This is a genomic window from Pseudomonas sp. XP1, assembly GCF_053557675.1.
In genome coordinates, this window is sequence record NZ_JBNRIJ010000009.1 from 159225 (window position 1) to 175248 (window position 16024).

Here is a 16024-nt window from a genome sequence, read left to right on the forward strand (position 1 = left end):
GGCGCAGAGGCTGTGGCTTGGCGGGGGCCTGCGGTGGCAGGTGGTGGTGGGAATGACGCCGCACGATACGCAGTACACCCCACAGCATGGCAGCTGCAACGCTCAGCCACATGCCCACCAGCATGAGTATCGCCATGGTCAGGCTCATCTGTGCCTCCATCTCTACGGGCCGCGCTCGGTCGCCGACGCTGGCCTTCCAGACACTGCTTTAGTCTAGTCTTTCGCCTGTGACGTTCCATTGACCAAAGGTCTATTGCTTGGTCCGATTTGCTCCTAACCGGTGTCGGACTATACCCGCGCCGCTGTCCGACCTATGATCGGTGGCCAGAGCCGGGCGCTGCCTGCCCGGCGTTGGAGCAAGCGAGTGTCCATGCAGCAACCTTCCTTCAAGACCATCCCTCGTCGGCTGCTGGCGGCCTGCCTGGTAGCGGCCAGCCTGGCCGGTTGTGCCAGCGCACCCTCCGCCAACCTCAAGGGCCTGCCACAGCGGGTCGAGATCAGCAGCGTGCCGTTCTACCGTGGCAACGCCAACCACAGCGGGGCCATGGCATTGGCGGCGGTGCTGTCGCAACAGGGGGCTCCGATCACGCCGGGGCTGCTGGACAAGCCGCTGAACCTGCCCCAGGGCGCCGAGGCGCTGGACACCGGCATCCCCCGGGTGGCGCGCGACTACGGCATGGTGGTGTATCCACTGGACAAGCAGCTGGACGCGCTGTTGACCCAGGTTGCGGCGGGCAACCCGGTGCTGCTGCGTTACGAGGATGGTTCGGCCTGGTGGAGCGAGCCACGCTACGCCGTGCTGATCGGCTACGACCGCTACAAGCAGCGGGTGCTGTTGCGCTCGGGCATGCACCGGCGGCAGCTGATGGCGTTCGATGACTTTGCCTCGGCCTGGGCGAAGCTTGGGAGTTGGGCGGTGCTGGTGCAGCCACCGCGGCAACTGCCGGCCCAGGTGGACCGCCAGCGCTGGTTGCAGGCTGCGGATGAACTGGCCCGGGCGGGGCAGGAGATTGCGGCGAAGCAGGCTGTGAGTAGCCTGAACAAATAGCTTTATCTGTGCCGGCCCTTTCGCGGCTGAACCCGCTCCCACAGGAAACCCGCTGCCCTCAGGCCCAGTGATATCCCTGTGGGAGCGGGTTTACCCGCGAAGAGGCCAGCCCTGCCTACATCAGAAGCCCAGGCGATCGCGCAGGCTGTAGTACCAGGCACCAATGGCGCTGAACGGCACGCGCAGCATCTGGCCACCCGGGAACGGGTAGTGCGGCAGGCCGGCGAAGGCGTCGAAGCGCTCGGCCTGGCCGCGCATGGCCTCGGCCAGCACCTTGCCCGCCAGGTGGGTGTAGGTCACGCCGTGACCCGAGCAGCCCTGGGAGTAGTAGATGTTGTCGCCGATACGGCCAACCTGCGGCAGGCGCGACAGGGTCAGCAGGAAGTTGCCGGTCCAGGCGTAGTCGATCTTCACGTTCTGCAGCTGCGGGAAGGCCTTGAGCATCTTCGGACGGATGATCGCCTCGATGTTGGCTGGGTCACGCGCGCCGTACACCACGCCACCACCGAAGATCAGGCGCTTGTCGCTGGTCAGGCGGTAGTAGTCGAGCAGGTAGTTGCAGTCCTCGACGCAGTAGTCCTGCGGCAGCAGGGTGCGCGCCAGTTCGTCGCCCAGCGGCTCGGTGGTGATCACCTGGGTGCCGCATGGCATGGACTTGCTGGCCAGTTCCGGCACCAGGTTGCCCAGGTAGGCGTTGCCGGCGACGATGATGAACTTGGCGCGGACCTTGCCCTGCGGGGTGTGCACCACCGGGTTGGCGCCACGCTCGATGCGCACGGCCGGGGTTTGCTCATAGATGATGCCGCCCAGCGACTCGACCGCGGCGGCTTCGCCCAGGGCCAGGTTCAGCGGGTGGATGTGGCCGCCGCTCATGTCCAGCATGCCGCCCACATAGTTGTCGCAGGCGACCACTTCGCGGATGCGCTTCTGATCCATCAGCTCCAGCTGATTGTGGCCGAAGCGTTCCCACAGGCGCTTTTGCGACTCCAGGTGGCCCATCTGCTTGCTGGTGAGGGCAGCGAACACGCCACCGTCCTTCAGGTCGCACTGGATGTTGTACTTGGCCACGCGCTCACGAATGATGCGCCCGCCTTCGAAGGCCATCTGGCCCAGCAGTTGGGCCTGCTTGGGGCCGACGGTGCGTTCGATGACGTCGATGTCGCGGCTGTAGCTGTTGACGATCTGGCCACCGTTGCGGCCCGATGCGCCGAAGCCGACCTTGGCCGCTTCGACGATGCTCACCTTGAAGCCGTTCTCCAGCAGGAACAGGGCGCTGGAGAGGCCGGTGTAGCCGGCGCCGATGATGCACACATCGGTTTCCACCTCACCCTGCAGCGCCGGACGTGGCGGCACCGGGTTGGCCGAGGCGGCGTAGTAGGACTGGGGGTAGGGGGTGTTAGCCATGCTGCAGGAACCTCGTGTTTTATATTTTTAACGAATGTACCGATGCTATCAATAATAATAAACACCCGCTAGTCGTCTGTTGAAAATCCTTTACTCGGCCCTCGTCAGCGCGCGTTTCTATAAAGAGTTTAAGATTCAGTAGGTTAGCGCGAAAAAAAGTGTTGACAGGGTTTTTGGAATGGGTAGAATGCGCACCACACGACAGGCACATAGCTCAGTTGGTTAGAGCACCACCTTGACATGGTGGGGGTCGTTGGTTCGAGTCCAATTGTGCCTACCAAACAAAAGTCCCGGTTTCCGGGCATCAAAAGGGCGACCTCAAGGGGTCGCCCTTTTGTTTTTGTTGTGTCCAGCGGAGGGCGATTTCACGCGCTGCAGCCTGTTCGGATAGCCGCATAGCAAATTGCGACTATAGTGAGTCTCTAGCGATGGGTTCAGAGATGCGGCTATGCCTTCGATTGATGCGTCGCGTCCGTTGAGCCTGCGCAAACGGGCCATGTGGGCCAGTGGGTTGAACCTTCTTGCTGTCGTTGCTTCCCAGGTCATGCGACTGGGCGGCAACCTGGTGATCACCCGCTTGCTAGTGCCGGAAATGTTCGGCGTGATGGCCATTGCGACCACTGTTTCAGTGTTGCTGCAACTGCTTTCCGATGTTGGGCTGCGGCCGAACGTCATTCAGAGCTCGCGCGGCGACGAGCCGCTGTTTCTCGATACCGTGTGGACTGTGCAAGTCATCCGTGGGTTTGTGCTGTTCCTTCTGACCTTGCTATTGGCCCTGGGGGCAAGGTTCACGCAGTACATCGAACTGTGGCCGGCCCATTCCACCTACGCCGCTCCAGAGCTACCGATGGTGCTGGCTTTGTCTGGGTTCACCGCGATCATCTATGGCTTCCAGTCGCCCAAGGTCGATGTGGCCATCCGGGTCTTCCAGCAGAAGAAGGTGGTGATCGCCGAGCTGATTGCGCAGTTTGTCGGTTTGATAGTGATGCTCGTGGCAGGCTATCTCACCCGCTCCATCTGGTCATTAGTGGCGGCGGGCCTGCTGGGCACACTGGTTTTCACCCTGCTCAGTCACCTGCTCTTCCAAGGGCCGCGCAACCGCCTGCGATGGGACCCGGCGGCGCTGCGCGAGGTGTTCGATTACGGACGCTGGATCCTGTTGTCGTCCTCCGTAGGGGTTCTGGCGATGCAGGGTGACCGGATCTGGTTCGGCGGAAGCATGTCGGTCGCGGAGCTGGGGGTCTATTCCATCGCTGTCGCCATCCTCGGGGCCATTCAGTCTGTCCTGTTGCGCTTGGCGGGGGCGGTCGCCTTGCCGGCCTTCAGTGAGGCAACGAGAAGTGGTGAGAAAGAGCGGGTGCGCAGCCTTTACTACCGCTCCAGAGTGCTGTTCGACCTGACCTCGCTATTCGCTTGCGGTTTTTTGCTGACTGCCAGCCCGCTGATGATCAGTTGGCTGTACGACGACCGTTATGCCGGCGCTGGCAATACCATGGCCATTCTCTCGCTCTCTCTTTTCACCTTGCGCTTCACGCTGGCACACCAGCTCTGGTTGGCCCTGGGGCTGACCAAATACGTGGCAATGGACAACATCATCCGGGTCGTTTCGCTGTTTATCCTGCTGCCGGTCCTCATGGCCATCGGTGGCGTGAGCTATGCCGTCTGGGGTGTGGCTCTGCATACCTTCTTCACGCTTTTCCTGATTTTTCCTGTCAACCGCAAGCTGGGTCTGCTGGACCTGAAGCGCGAGGTTGTAGTGCTGCCTGCCCTGCTGATCGGCGTCTTTTTCGGTGAAATGATAACCAGCCTGTTTACCTGATTGGGCCGTGAAGGCGCCGCACGGTCAGGTATGCCGTTGTTATCTTTCGCCATATCCGCAAGTAGAAAAAATGGCGCCATAAAACATGCAGTCTCCATTGGCTAATCATTGAATAATCAATGAGTAAGCGTGTCTTGACAGACCTTTTCCGCAGATCTTTAATCTTTTGGTATCTGGCAGCCTGGGGCGTTTAAGTGCCAAAGGTTGTTGGGTGTTTATTTGGCAGTACTTATTACCTGTTAACTGGATAAGCTCCAAGGACATGAAATGAGAGAGCACATACGAAAGCTCATAACGCCGTCGATGCGCTTCGAAATAAGAAAGTTCTTGACTTGGGCCCAGGATATAATGGGGCGTGCGTGTTTGTGGCGCTGGGAAATTACCAGTTTTCGGCTGCAGACAAGTAACGACTACGAAGTGTTATATGTCGGTCGAAAGAGCCGCAAGGAGATGGCCAAGCTGCTCATCGGCGGTAAACCCGAGGTCGACACCAAACCCGGCGATAGCACGCAACAGCGTGGCGCCGCGCCCCATAGGGTGCTGATCAGCGAGATGCCCAGTGCAGGTGCCCTGTACGTGCCCCATTATCTGAGTGCCATCATCCCACTGGGGCGTCCGCTGGAGGAGATCATCGCCCGCTACGACGGTGAACTGCGCCGCAACATCCGCAAGTGTCGGCCGCTGTACCGCATGCAGCAGGTGCTGACGGACGAGGAGATCGGCAAGGCCGACCGGGAAATGTTGCAGCCTTATGCCCAGGCGCGGCATGGCCTGCATGCCCAACAGTTCGATTCCCGGGACGTGTTGCGCATCGCCAAGACCGTTGGCCGGCTCGACCTCGTGATGAAAGGCGACGAGGTTGTAGCCTGTCATTTCGGTTGTGTAATTACCCGGGCCGGCAAGCGCTATTGGAGCACGCTTCGCTTTGGCTACCCGGAGGCCGTCTTCAACGACCCGAAACGTCTGCGCGAGGTCAACTCGATCACTACCTTCATGGCCCTGGAGTGGGCCATCGAGCAGGGTTTCGATTATTACGATATCGGCCAATGTCTGGCACGTCCGGACGATGGGCTTTTGAAATGGAAGCGTCGGCGCGGTGGTGATGTGGATACCTTGGGCAACCAGGCCTTCATGTTCGTCCGGCTACCGAAGACCGGTATCGCCAAGTTTCTCTGGGAATTTCCGTTATTTGCCGTCGAGGGCAGCAGGCTCACACTGCATCTGGGTTTGCCGGATGGGCCAAGTGACGAGGAAATTGTCGACCGCTATCGCGAAATGGTCTTCGGTGGTTTGTTCAAGATATACATTTACTGTGCGAAAGCGCCTGGCGAACTGCTGCTGGAGAACTTGCGCGATCGATATGCTCACTTTCAGTCCCCTCCCATTCTGGAAAAAGTAGTGTGCAACTGAGCATGAAAGATAGCCTTTCAATGAGAGCGCTTGATGATGAACGACATTTCGGATGTACACACGAAGGGATCTGACCGTAAAAGCTGGAGCCTGGCCGCATACAAGTACCTTGCGAGAAAGTGGCTGGTACGAAAGCCGTCAGAGAACCTGAAGAGCCTTGCGGCCAAGACCTGGGATATCGCCCCCGCCGAGGTCACCCCGGCGCCTCCCGCTTTCTTTCTGCCGAACCAGTTGGAGCGAGTGACCGGCTGGGAAGAGAAACGTTTCTTTCCTTTCGAGCATCCGCGGCGAACCATGGAGGGGCTGGGCAGCGTCGCACAGGCCCCTACCAGGGGCTATCTGATCAAGGACGTCATTCTGATCGATGGCGCACTGTACAAGAACAATGCAAGCTTCTGGCTGTCTGACCGGCCCAGCGGGTTGCCGCGAATCGTCGTGGAGCAGGAGATCGAGCGTGGGGCCGCTTATTGTTCACGTTACGGCAACCGCTGGTTTGGAACATGGCTGGCCGAGGATTGCGTCACCTATGCTTTGGCCCGTAACGAAGGCGTGCCGGTTACCACCGCGCCCTCGGGCAGGTTCCCCCGTTTTTCCCAGGGTGCGCAATACGAAGAATGGCTTGGCATGCACCCACTTCGGCTACACACGGCCTTTTTTCGAGAGTTGGTGCTGTTCGATGACTTCAGCCACAACACAAACCAGTCCGAGCGATACCGCGCCATGGGCCGGAAGTTGTTGTCGCGGGTAAATTACAAGCCCCACCCGGGAGTCTTCATCTTGCGGGGGTGTGACGGAGATCTGCGCCTGCTGCGCAACGAACTACAGATTGCCGAACATCTGCAAAAACATCGCGGCTTTCGCATCCTTGCGCCTTTGGGGTGCGACCTGGCAACCATCGTGGAAACCTGTGCCGGGGCCAGGGTAGTGGTGGGCGTCGAAGGCAGCCAGCTCATCCACGGTATGAATGTGCTGGCGCCCGGCGCTTCGGTGCTGACGCTGCAGCCACCTGATCGCTTTGTCTGCTTCTACAAGTACCTGACTGACCGCGATCAGCAGCATTTCGGCTTTGTGGTCGGAATACCCGATGGCAGCGGCTTCCGCATCGACCTCGATGAGCTCGAACGGACCTTGGATCTGCTGCCGTCATGACGAGGCATGGCATGCCATGACTGCCTGAGGTGCATGGCCCTGGTTGCACGGTGTAACGTATGGTCGCGGTCCTTGCCCGGGATGGGCGTGCTAGAATCCGCGCCTTCGAATCTGGAGGTACACGCGTGCGCAAACTGGCTGTGGTAATGGCAGTGCTCGCCCTGGCGGGCTGTGAGAACGAGGTCGAAGGCGTGCACAAACAGGTGGCCGAACACCTGCACAACCCCAAGACTGCCAAGTTCGGCAACGTGCGGATCGACACCCAGGGCACCATCTGCGGCCAGGTCCGTGGCAAGGATGATGCCGGGCAGTACGAGGCCTACCGCAGCTACGTGGCGATCAAGCGCGATGGCCAGTATGAAATCATCGTCGACGACAGCGGCAACAACCTGCGCATCCGCGAGATGTGCGGCGGCGCCGAGCTGCAGCGCCGCGCCGAAGCCCTGGCAGGCCAGCCGGCCCCGCAAGGCTGGGATGTGGAAGTGATCCAGGGCGCCAACATGGGCGCGCTCAGCGACATGACTGCACGCCTGATCGAAAAGGGCATCCCGTCATCGGTGGAGTACCGCGACGGCAAGCCGGTGGTGCTGATGGGGCCGTTCCCCAGCCGTGAAGAAGCCGAAGCACGCAAGGCCGAGGTGATGGCCAAGCTGGGTACCGATTCAGTGGTGATCCAGCACGGCGCTGCGCGTTAAAAAGCCTGTAGGCGCACTCGAGGAACACCTGATCCATCGATCTGGCAGGGGCCTGTAGGAGCAGCCTTGTGCTGCGAAGAGGCCGGTACGGGCAACAGATATGCGCTGTCGGTACGGCCCTTTCGCAGCACAAGGCTGCTCCTGCAGGGCGCGCGCCAGCCTCCGGATTTCGAGCAGTCACACGCGCGCTAGACATTGTCCGCACAGTTTTGGCTATGCTTGGCAGGAAGAAGCCGAACGGGGAGGGCCTCATGTCTACACTGGAGCGGGCCATTGCCGTGGCCGCCAGGGCGCATGAAGGGCAATACGACAAGGGTGGGGCTGCTTATATCCTCCACCCGCTACGCGTGATGATGCGGGTTTCCACAACCGAACAACAGATTGTCGCGGTGCTTCACGATGTGATCGAAGACACCCCGCTGACCCTGGCCGACCTGGCGCGCGAGGGCTTTGCGCTGAAAATCCTTGCCGCCTTGTTGGCGCTCAGCCGCCGTGAGGGCGAGGCCTACCACGACTTCGTGGTGCGCCTGGGCGGTGACCCGCTGGCGCGCACCGTCAAGCTGGCCGACCTGGCCGACAACAGCGACCTTTCGCGTATCCCGTGCCCGGGCCCCACCGACCTGGCGCGGTTGGCGCGTTACCGCGAAGCCAGCGCCTACCTGCAGGCATTGGCTTGAGGTTGAACGCGCGGTCAGTCTTCCTTCGGTACGGTCCAGAAAATTTGCACGCCGCCATCGTCGCGGTGGGCGAGGGTGACGTTATCGTTTTCGGCAATTTCCTCGAGCAGGGTTTCCCAATCTTCCGGGGTTTCCTGCTCCAGACGGAAGATCAATGCCGCACGGCTGCGCTGGGCAGTGGGGCTGTTGATGATTTTCTGAATGCGCATACCCAGTTGTTCATAGCTGCTTGGGGTGGCGGAGACGGTGCTGGACACAAGTGTTTCCTTGTTTTTGCTGTATGCACATACAGTATTTCACTGTAAGTAATTTCGCAACAGTTAGACAGAAAACGCCCCGCCTAGGCAGCGGGGCTGTTTGCATTTCAGGAGCGGCTGGCGATCAGTACTCCCAGAAGATCCGCTGCAGTTCCTTGCTGTCCTGGGTCTTGGTCATCGCCACCATCGCCAGGATCCGTGCCTTTTGCGGGTTCAGGTCGTGGGCCACGACCCAGTCGTTCTTGTCATCCGGCTGCTCGGCGTTGCGCAGCACGAAACCGCCTTGGTTGACGTGCGACGAGCGAATGATCTGCACGCCATTCTTGCGCAGTTCCTGCAGTGCCGGTACTACTCGCGACGACACCGAACCGTTGCCGGTCCCGGCATGGATCAGTGCCTTGGCTCCATTCTGCGCCAGCGCCTTGTAGGCGGTGTCGGTGACGTTGCCATAGCCATAGGCAATGTCCACCTGCGGCAGGCTGCTGATCTGCTTGATGTCGAACTCGGAGTTGACCGTGTGGCGCTTGGCCGGCAGGCGGAACCAGTAGGACTTGCCTTCCACCACCATGCCCATCGGGCCCCAGGCGCTCTTGAAGGCTTCGGTCTTGATGTTGACCGACTTGCTCACATCGCGGCCGGACTGGATCTCGTCATTCATGGTCACCAGCACGCCCTTGCCGCGCGACTGCTTGTCGCTGGCCACGGCCACGGCGTTGTACAGGTTGAGCATGCCGTCGGCGGACATGGCGGTGCCCGGTCGCATCGAACCGACGACCACGATCGGCTTGTCGGTCTTTTCCACCAGGTTGAGGAAGTAGGCGGTTTCTTCCAGGGTGTCGGTGCCGTGGGTGATGACGATGCCATCCACGTCCTTGCTTTCGGCAAGTTCGGCAACGCGTTTGCCCAACTTGAGCAGGTCGTCGTTGGAGATGCTCTCGGAGGCGATCTGCATGACCTGCTCACCGCGTACATTGGCCAGCTCGGCCAGTTCCGGTACGCCCGCGATCAGCTTGTCGACGCCCACCTTGGCGGCTTGGTAAGTGGCGCTGTTGGCGGCGCTGGCGCCAGCACCGGCAATGGTGCCGCCGGTGGCGAGAATGACCACGTTGGCCAGCTTCTGCTGGGTTTCGGCTTCTTTGGCCGAGACGAAGGTTGGCAGGGCCAGCAGCAGGGCGAGTGCGCTGGGGGCGAAGGTTTTCAGTGCGGCATTCATCGTTATTGTTCTCTCTCTTCCTAATGAGATGGTTGTTTTGTCGCACAGGGTGCAAGGCAGGTTTCGTACCAGTTGCGCGCACGGGCCTTGTGGGAGCGGCCTTGTGTCGCGAAAGGGGCGCGCAGCGGCCCCAGATTCCGGCGCAACAGCACACATTGCCGGGGCCGCCTTGCGGCCCTTTCGCGACACAAGGCCGCTCCCACATGAGGGGGTATGTCATTCGAGATTCCGAACAAACGTAGGAAAAGACGTTCGGCTTTTCGGAAAAAATCCGGATAAACTGCGCCAAGCTCGACTTGACCTCCGACAGCCAAACGGATTTGACAAACCCCGGTCCTGTTTCCATAGTTAGGCAACGCAAACGTTTGCGATCCGACAAAAAACACAAGATTCGGAGTCATCGTTCATGAAACTGCCGTTCCCCGGTCGTCTGCTGGCCCTCGCTGTCATTTCCTCGCTTACCCTGGCCCTGCCGTTTTCTGCCGCCCACGCCGAGGACAAGCCCAAGGTCGCCCTGGTCATGAAGTCGCTGGCCAACGAGTTCTTCCGCACCATGGAAGACGGCGCCAAGGACTACCAGAAAACCCACGCCGATGAATTCGAGCTGATCGCCAACGGCATCAAGAACGAGACCGACACCGGCGAGCAGGTCCGCATCGTCGAGCAGATGGTCAACGCGGGCGTCAAGGCTCTGGTCATCGCCCCGGCCGACTCCAAGGCGCTGGTATCGGCGGTGAAGAAGGCCATGGACAAGGGCGTGGTGGTGATCAACATCGACAACCGCCTGGACCCGGAACTGCTCCAGAGCAAAGGTATCAGCGTACCCTTCGTGGGCCCCGACAACCGCAAGGGCGCGCGCCTGGTCGGCGACTTCCTGGCCAAGCAGAAGCTCAAGGCCGGCGACCAGGTCGGCATCATCGAAGGCGTGCCGACCACCACCAACGCCCAGCAGCGCACCGCCGGCTTCAAGGACGCCATGGACGCCGCGCAGATCAACATAGTCTCGGTGCAGAGCGGCAATTGGGAAATCGACAAAGGCAACGCCGTCGCCGCTTCCATGCTCAACGAATACCCCGACCTGAAAGCCCTGCTGGCCGGCAACGACAGCATGGCCCTGGGCGCCGTGTCGGCCGTGCGTGCCGCCGGCAAAGCCGACCAGGTGCAAGTGGTGGGCTACGACAACATCAACGCCATCAAGCCGATGCTCGCAGATGGCCGTGTGCTGGCCACCCTCGACCAGGCGGCCAGCCAGCAGGCGGTGTTTGGCATCCAGGCGGCGCTGAAAATGGTCAAGGGCGAGAAACCCGACGTGGATGCCGACAACGTCATCCAGACCCCGGTCAAACTCATCACCAAGCCCTGATCGCTGGCAGGAGAAACGGCCATGCCTGCATCGGCCAATGAAGTGGTGCTCGCTGCCAGCGGCCTGGGCAAGACCTACGCCCAGCCCGTGCTCGGCGAGGTCAGCCTGAACCTGCGGGCCGGCGAAGTGCTGGCGCTGACCGGTGAGAACGGCGCCGGCAAGAGTACCCTGTCCAAGCTCATCAGTGGCCTGGAAACCCCCACCACCGGGCACATGCGCTACCGCGGCCAGGCCTACGCGCCGGGCAGCCGCAGCGAGGCCGAGCGCCTCGGCGTGCGCATGGTCATGCAGGAGCTGAACCTGCTGCCCACGCTGACCGTGGCGGAGAACCTGTTCCTCGACAACCTGCCTGGCCGCTTTGGCTGGATAAGCCAAAAGCGCCTGCGCCAACTGGCCAAGGCCGCCATGGCCCAGGTCGGCCTCGACGCCATCGACCCGGACACCCCGGTCGGCGAGCTGGGCATCGGCCATCAGCAGATGGTCGAAATCGCCCGCAACCTGATTGGCGACTGCCATGTGCTGATCTTCGACGAGCCCACCGCCATGCTCACCGCGCGCGAAGTGGAGCTGCTGTTCACCCAGATCGAGCGCCTGCGCCAACGTGGCGTGGCCATCGTCTACATCTCCCATCGCCTGGAAGAACTGCAGCGTGTGGCCCAGCGCATCGTCGTGCTGCGCGACGGCAAGCTGGTGTGCGACGAGCCGATCCAGCGCTACAGCAGCGCCGAACTGGTCAACCTGATGGTCGGCCGCGAGCTGGGCGAGCATATCGACCTGGGCCGCCGGCAGATCGGCGCGCCGCTGCTCAAGGTCGACAAGCTCAGCCGCGCCGACAAGGTACGTGAAGTTTCGTTCGAGGTCAGGGCAGGGGAGATCTTCGGCATCTCCGGCCTGATCGGTGCCGGCCGTACCGAGCTGTTGCGCCTGATCTACGGCGCCGACCGTGCCGACAGCGGCAGCATCGCCCTCGGCCAGCCTCCGCAGGTGGTCACCATCGACTCGCCCAAGGCTGCCGTGCAGGCCGGTATCGCGCTGATCACCGAAGACCGCAAAGGCGAGGGCCTGCTGCTGACGCAGTCGATCAGCGCCAATATCGCCCTGGGCAACCTCGGCGCGGTATCACGGGCCGGGGTGCTCGATGGCGAAGCCGAAGCGGCATTGGCCAAGCGCCAGATCCAGGCCATGCGCATTCGCAGTGCCGGCCCGCAGCAGGTGGTGGGCGAGCTGTCTGGCGGCAACCAGCAGAAGGTGGTGATCGGCCGCTGGCTGGAGCGCGACTGCCAGGTGTTGCTGTTCGACGAGCCCACCCGTGGCATCGACGTCGGCGCCAAGTTCGATATCTATGGCCTGCTGGCCGAGCTGGCGCGCCAGGGCAAGGCCCTGGTGGTGGTGTCCAGCGACCTGCGCGAGCTGATGCTGATCTGCGACCGCATCGCCGTACTGTCGGCCGGTCGCCTGATCGACACCTTCGAGCGTGACCATTGGAGCCAGGACCAGCTACTGGCCGCAGCCTTTGCCGGTTATCAGAAACGTGACGCACTGCTGCATGACGCAGCTCCCAGGATGGATGCATGAAAACCACCCCGCTCGACAGCCAAGGCGCCGCACCGGTGCGCCGCAGTGGCACCTATCTTGGCCTGGGTACCTACCTGGGCCTGGCCGGCGCCTTGCTGGCGATGATCGTGCTGTTCTCGTTCCTCAGCAGCCACTTCTGGTCGTACAACACCTTCAGTACCTTGGCCAACCAGATTCCCGACCTGATGGTGCTGGCGGTGGGCATGACCTTCGTGCTGATCATCGGCGGCATTGACCTGTCGGTGGGCTCGGTGCTGGCGCTGGCGGCCTCGACGGTCAGTGTGGCGATCCTCGGCTGGGGTTGGGGCGTGCTGCCCTCGGCCCTGCTGGGCATGGCCGTGGCCGCGCTGACCGGCAGCATTACCGGCGGTGTTACCGTGGCCTGGCGCATTCCGTCGTTCATCGTCTCGCTTGGCGTGTTGGAAATGGCCCGCGGCCTGGCCTACCAATTCACCGACTCGCGCACCGCCTATATCGGCGATGCCTATGCCTGGTTCTCCAACCCCATCGCATTCGGCATCTCGCCGGCGTTCATCATCGCCTTGCTGGTGATCGTGCTGGCCCAGTTGGTGCTGACCCGCACGGTATTCGGCCGCTACCTGATCGGCATCGGCACCAACGAAGAAGCCGTGCGCCTGGCCGGCATCGACCCGCGCCCGTACAAGGTGCTGGTGTTCGCCCTGATGGGCCTGCTTGCCGGCCTGGCCGCGCTGTTCCAGATCTCGCGCCTGGAAGCCGCCGACCCCAATGCCGGCTCCGGCCTGGAACTGCAGGTGATCGCCGCCGTGGTCATTGGCGGCACCAGCCTGATGGGCGGGCGTGGCTCGGTCATCAGCACCTTCTTTGGCGTGCTGATCATTTCGGTGCTGGCCGCAGGGCTGGCGCAGATCGGTGCCAGCGAACCGACCAAACGCATCATCACCGGGGCGGTGATCGTCATCGCCGTGGTGCTCGACACTTACCGTAGCCGGCGTGCAGCCCGGCGGAACTGAGAACATGGCAACCATCAAAGACGTCGCGGCACTGGCGGGTATTTCCTACACCACCGTGTCCCATGTGCTGAACAAGACCCGGCCTGTCAGCGAGCACGTACGGCTGAAAGTCGAAGCCGCCATCGCCGAGCTCGACTACGTGCCCAGCGCCGTGGCCCGCTCGCTGAAGGCGCGCAGCACGGCCACCATCGGCTTGCTGGTGCCCAGCAGCGTCAACCCGTACTTTGCCGAACTGGCACGGGGCATCGAAGACGCCTGCGAGCGCAACGGCTACTGCGTGATCCTGTGCAACTCCGACGACAACCCGCAGAAGCAGCGCAGCTACCTGCGCGTGCTGCTGGAAAAACGCATCGACGGCCTGGTAGTGGCTTCGGTGGGCCAGGACAGCGACCTGGTGCAAAGCCTGGCTGGCGTGCGCACGCCAATGGTAGTCGTCGACCGCGAACTGGATGGCGTGGATGCCGACCTGGTACGCATCGACCACGAGCAGGGCGCCTACCTGGCGAGCCGCCACTTGCTGGAGTTAGGCCATCGCGACATTGCCTATATCGGCGGCCCCGCCGAGACCGGGGTCACCCAGCTGCGCCTGAGCGGCTTCCGTCGCGCCATGGCCGAGGCCGGCGCACCGGTGCTTGGCGACCGCGTGCTGCATTGCGACTTCACCAGCCCCGGGGGCCATGCGGTGGCAACCCGGTTGCTGGAGGGCAGGCGGCCCACGGCGATTTTCGCCGGCAACGACATGATCGGCTTCGGCGTGTTGCGTGCCGCGGCCGAGCGCAAAATCAACGTGCCCGGCGAGCTGTCGGTGATTGGCTTCGACGACATCGAACTCAGCCGCTATGTGTACCCGCCGTTGACCACCGTGGGCCAGTCGATCCGCGAATTGGGCGAAAGTGCCGCGTCGCTGTTGCTGGCGCGTATCGGCACACCCCGGCAGGGCGCGGCAGAGCAGCGCATCGTCGCCCCGCGCATCGTGCTGCGCGAGTCCACCGGGCCGCGCCCGGACCTGTTCAACGATTACCGCTAACGCTAAGGAAATGTGATGAGTGCCAAGGTCGTGGTAGTCGGTAGCCTTAACATGGACCTGGTGGCCCGCGCCCAGCGCCTGCCCCGGGCCGGCGAAACACTCCCCGGCGAAAGTTTTTTCACCGTGCCGGGCGGCAAGGGGGCCAACCAGGCGGTGGCCGTGGCACGCCTGGGCGGCAGCGTGGCGATGATCGGCAATGTCGGCGACGATGATTATGGTCGGCAACTGCACCGGGCGTTGTATGTGGAAGGCATCGACTGCCAGGGCGTCATCACTTGTCAGGGCGTGTCCAGCGGTGTGGCGCTGATCACCGTGGATGCCGCCAGCCAGAACTGCATCGTCATCATCCCCGGTGGCAACGGCCTGTTGACGCCACAGTCGGTGCAGCGGTTCGATGCGCTGCTGCAGGCGGCCGAGGTGATCATCTGCCAGCTGGAAGTGCCGGCCGACACCGTGGCCTGGACCCTGGCCAGGGGGCGTGAACTGGGCAAGCGGGTGATCCTGAACCCGGCGCCGGCGACCGGCCCCTTGCCGGAGGGCTGGTTCGCCCACATCGACTACCTGACGCCCAACGAAAGCGAGGCCGAAGCCCTGACCGGGGTGGCGGTGGCTGATCTGGACGGTGCCCGGCGCGCCGGCGAGCGCTTGCTGCAACTGGGCGCGGGCAAAGTGATCATTACCCTTGGCGCGCAAGGGGCCTTGCTGGTCACCCCTCAGGGCCACCAGCACTTCCCCGCGCCGGTGGTGCAGCCGCTGGATACCACCGCAGCCGGCGATACCTTCATCGGCGGCTTTGCCGCTGGCCTGGTGCGCGGCCTGGAGGAGGGGGAAGCCATCGCCTTCGGCCAGCGCGCCGCGGCCCTGTCGGTTACCCGCGCCGGCGCCCAGCCGTCGATTCCCTACCTGGCGGAGCTTGCGCCATGAAGAAAACCCCGCTGCTGAACGTCGCCCTGTCGCGGACCATCGCCGGCATGGGGCATGGTGACATCCTGGTGATCGGCGATGCCGGGCTGCCGGTGCCGCCGGGGGTAGAACTGATCGACCTGGCCGTCACGCCTGGCCTGCCGGATTTCGCCAGCGTATTGCGGGTTGTGCTGAGCGAGTTGCAGGTGGAGCGCCATGTGCTGGCCGAAGAGATGCAGAAAGTGGTGCCGCCGGCGCTGGTCGAGATCGAGCGGCTGAAGGGCAAGCTGGGCAAGCGCGAATGGCTGAGCCATGAAGATTTCAAGGCGTTGTCACGCAGTGCCCGTGCGGTCGTGCGCACTGGCGAGTGCCAGCCCTACAGCAACATCGCGCTGATTTCCGGCGTGACTTTCTGAAGGCGGGGGCTGCGCCCCCGAATCGCCGGCAAGCCAGCTCCCACAGGTACTGCGCAATGCTTGAGGTCGATGCAGT

Annotated in this window: 15 protein-coding genes and 1 tRNA gene; 13 read left to right on the forward strand and 3 right to left on the reverse strand. The window is 62.6% G+C overall.

What is annotated here, in order from left to right; all coding sequences use genetic code 11:
• Positions 1-313: 313 nt before the first annotated feature.
• Positions 314-1048, forward strand: coding sequence for a peptidase C39 family protein (locus tag ACK1U9_RS11160; protein ID WP_025338520.1), 735 nt, complete (start codon positions 314-316; stop codon positions 1046-1048).
• 120 nt (positions 1049-1168) lie between these two features.
• On the opposite strand, the gene ACK1U9_RS11165 is transcribed toward ACK1U9_RS11160, so the two are convergent.
• Positions 1169-2452, reverse strand: a complete 1284-nt coding sequence (locus tag ACK1U9_RS11165; protein ID WP_025338521.1) for an NAD(P)/FAD-dependent oxidoreductase — start codon at positions 2450-2452, stop codon at positions 1169-1171.
• A gap of 203 nt (positions 2453-2655) precedes the next feature.
• Here ACK1U9_RS11165 and ACK1U9_RS11170 point away from each other — a divergent pair.
• From ACK1U9_RS11170 to ACK1U9_RS11195, 6 genes are all read left to right on the forward strand, one after another.
• A tRNA-Val gene (locus ACK1U9_RS11170) sits at positions 2656-2732 on the forward strand.
• Positions 2733-2900: 168 nt separating this feature from the next.
• A complete protein-coding gene (locus ACK1U9_RS11175; protein WP_449109900.1) occupies positions 2901-4271 on the forward strand; it encodes an oligosaccharide flippase family protein in 1371 nt (456 codons plus the stop codon).
• Positions 4272-4538: 267 nt separating this feature from the next.
• Positions 4539-5681, forward strand: coding sequence for a hypothetical protein (locus ACK1U9_RS11180; RefSeq protein WP_346641843.1), 1143 nt, complete (start codon positions 4539-4541; stop codon positions 5679-5681).
• 33 nt (positions 5682-5714) lie between these two features.
• A complete protein-coding gene (locus ACK1U9_RS11185; protein ID WP_108480174.1) occupies positions 5715-6830 on the forward strand; it encodes a glycosyltransferase family 61 protein in 1116 nt (371 codons plus the stop codon).
• 125 nt (positions 6831-6955) lie between these two features.
• On the forward strand, positions 6956-7525 hold the full coding sequence (locus tag ACK1U9_RS11190) for an SPOR domain-containing protein (RefSeq protein WP_025338525.1): 570 nt from the start codon (positions 6956-6958) through the stop codon (positions 7523-7525).
• 251 nt (positions 7526-7776) lie between these two features.
• Positions 7777-8202: a GTP pyrophosphokinase gene (locus ACK1U9_RS11195; RefSeq protein ID WP_046614072.1), complete on the forward strand. Its 426-nt coding sequence runs from the start codon at positions 7777-7779 to the stop codon at positions 8200-8202.
• Positions 8203-8216: 14 nt separating this feature from the next.
• Here the strand turns inward: ACK1U9_RS11195 and ACK1U9_RS11200 are convergent, their stop codons facing one another.
• Positions 8217-8459, reverse strand: a complete 243-nt coding sequence (locus tag ACK1U9_RS11200) for a DUF1654 domain-containing protein (protein ID WP_085600450.1) — start codon at positions 8457-8459, stop codon at positions 8217-8219.
• Between the two features lie 124 nt (positions 8460-8583).
• Entirely contained in the window at positions 8584-9672 is a 1089-nt protein-coding gene (locus tag ACK1U9_RS11205) for an asparaginase (RefSeq protein WP_108480173.1), read from the reverse strand.
• Positions 9673-10078: 406 nt separating this feature from the next.
• On the opposite strand from ACK1U9_RS11205, the gene ACK1U9_RS11210 reads away from it, so the two are divergent.
• Genes ACK1U9_RS11210 through rbsD form a run of 6 tightly spaced genes read left to right on the forward strand, consistent with a single transcriptional unit; the run spans position 10079 to position 15948 of the window.
• Positions 10079-11035: a sugar ABC transporter substrate-binding protein gene (locus ACK1U9_RS11210; protein ID WP_108480172.1), complete on the forward strand. Its 957-nt coding sequence runs from the start codon at positions 10079-10081 to the stop codon at positions 11033-11035.
• Between the two features lie 21 nt (positions 11036-11056).
• Positions 11057-12610: a sugar ABC transporter ATP-binding protein gene (locus tag ACK1U9_RS11215; protein ID WP_108480171.1), complete on the forward strand. Its 1554-nt coding sequence runs from the start codon at positions 11057-11059 to the stop codon at positions 12608-12610.
• Positions 12607-13602 (forward strand): ABC transporter permease, encoded by a 996-nt coding sequence (locus tag ACK1U9_RS11220; protein ID WP_108480170.1) that lies wholly within the window; start codon positions 12607-12609, stop codon positions 13600-13602. Before ACK1U9_RS11215 ends, ACK1U9_RS11220 begins: the two co-directional genes overlap by 4 nt.
• 4 nt (positions 13603-13606) lie before the next feature.
• Positions 13607-14629 carry a LacI family DNA-binding transcriptional regulator gene (locus ACK1U9_RS11225; protein ID WP_046614067.1) on the forward strand — a complete coding sequence of 341 codons (1023 nt, stop codon included), beginning with the start codon at positions 13607-13609 and terminating at the stop codon, positions 14627-14629.
• Between the two features lie 15 nt (positions 14630-14644).
• Positions 14645-15553, forward strand: a complete 909-nt coding sequence (rbsK, locus tag ACK1U9_RS11230; protein ID WP_153670998.1) for a ribokinase — start codon at positions 14645-14647, stop codon at positions 15551-15553.
• Positions 15550-15948 (forward strand): D-ribose pyranase, encoded by a 399-nt coding sequence (gene rbsD, locus ACK1U9_RS11235; protein WP_015269789.1) that lies wholly within the window; start codon positions 15550-15552, stop codon positions 15946-15948. The genes rbsK and rbsD overlap by 4 nt, the downstream gene beginning before the upstream one ends.
• Positions 15949-16024: the final 76 nt, after the last annotated feature.

Bases quoted from the DNA above. Each gene is read 5' to 3' on its own strand.
- ACK1U9_RS11195 (WP_046614072.1), top strand. From the start codon at position 7,777: ATGTCTACACTGGAGCGGGCCATTGCCGTGGCCGCCAGGGCGCATGAA.
- ACK1U9_RS11210 (WP_108480172.1), top strand. From the start codon at position 10,079: ATGAAACTGCCGTTCCCCGGTCGTCTGCTGGCCCTCGCTGTCATTTCC.
- ACK1U9_RS11165 (WP_025338521.1), bottom strand. From the start codon at position 2,452: ATGGCTAACACCCCCTACCCCCAGTCCTACTACGCCGCCTCGGCCAAC.
- ACK1U9_RS11205 (WP_108480173.1), bottom strand. From the start codon at position 9,672: ATGAATGCCGCACTGAAAACCTTCGCCCCCAGCGCACTCGCCCTGCTG.
- ACK1U9_RS11225 (WP_046614067.1), top strand. From the start codon at position 13,607: ATGGCAACCATCAAAGACGTCGCGGCACTGGCGGGTATTTCCTACACC.
- ACK1U9_RS11175 (WP_449109900.1), top strand. From the start codon at position 2,901: ATGCCTTCGATTGATGCGTCGCGTCCGTTGAGCCTGCGCAAACGGGCC.
- ACK1U9_RS11215 (WP_108480171.1), top strand. From the start codon at position 11,057: ATGCCTGCATCGGCCAATGAAGTGGTGCTCGCTGCCAGCGGCCTGGGC.
- ACK1U9_RS11180 (WP_346641843.1), top strand. From the start codon at position 4,539: ATGAGAGAGCACATACGAAAGCTCATAACGCCGTCGATGCGCTTCGAA.
- ACK1U9_RS11185 (WP_108480174.1), top strand. From the start codon at position 5,715: ATGATGAACGACATTTCGGATGTACACACGAAGGGATCTGACCGTAAA.
- ACK1U9_RS11220 (WP_108480170.1), top strand. From the start codon at position 12,607: ATGAAAACCACCCCGCTCGACAGCCAAGGCGCCGCACCGGTGCGCCGC.
- ACK1U9_RS11160 (WP_025338520.1), top strand. From the start codon at position 314: ATGATCGGTGGCCAGAGCCGGGCGCTGCCTGCCCGGCGTTGGAGCAAG.
- rbsD (WP_015269789.1), top strand. From the start codon at position 15,550: ATGAAGAAAACCCCGCTGCTGAACGTCGCCCTGTCGCGGACCATCGCC.
- rbsK (WP_153670998.1), top strand. From the start codon at position 14,645: ATGAGTGCCAAGGTCGTGGTAGTCGGTAGCCTTAACATGGACCTGGTG.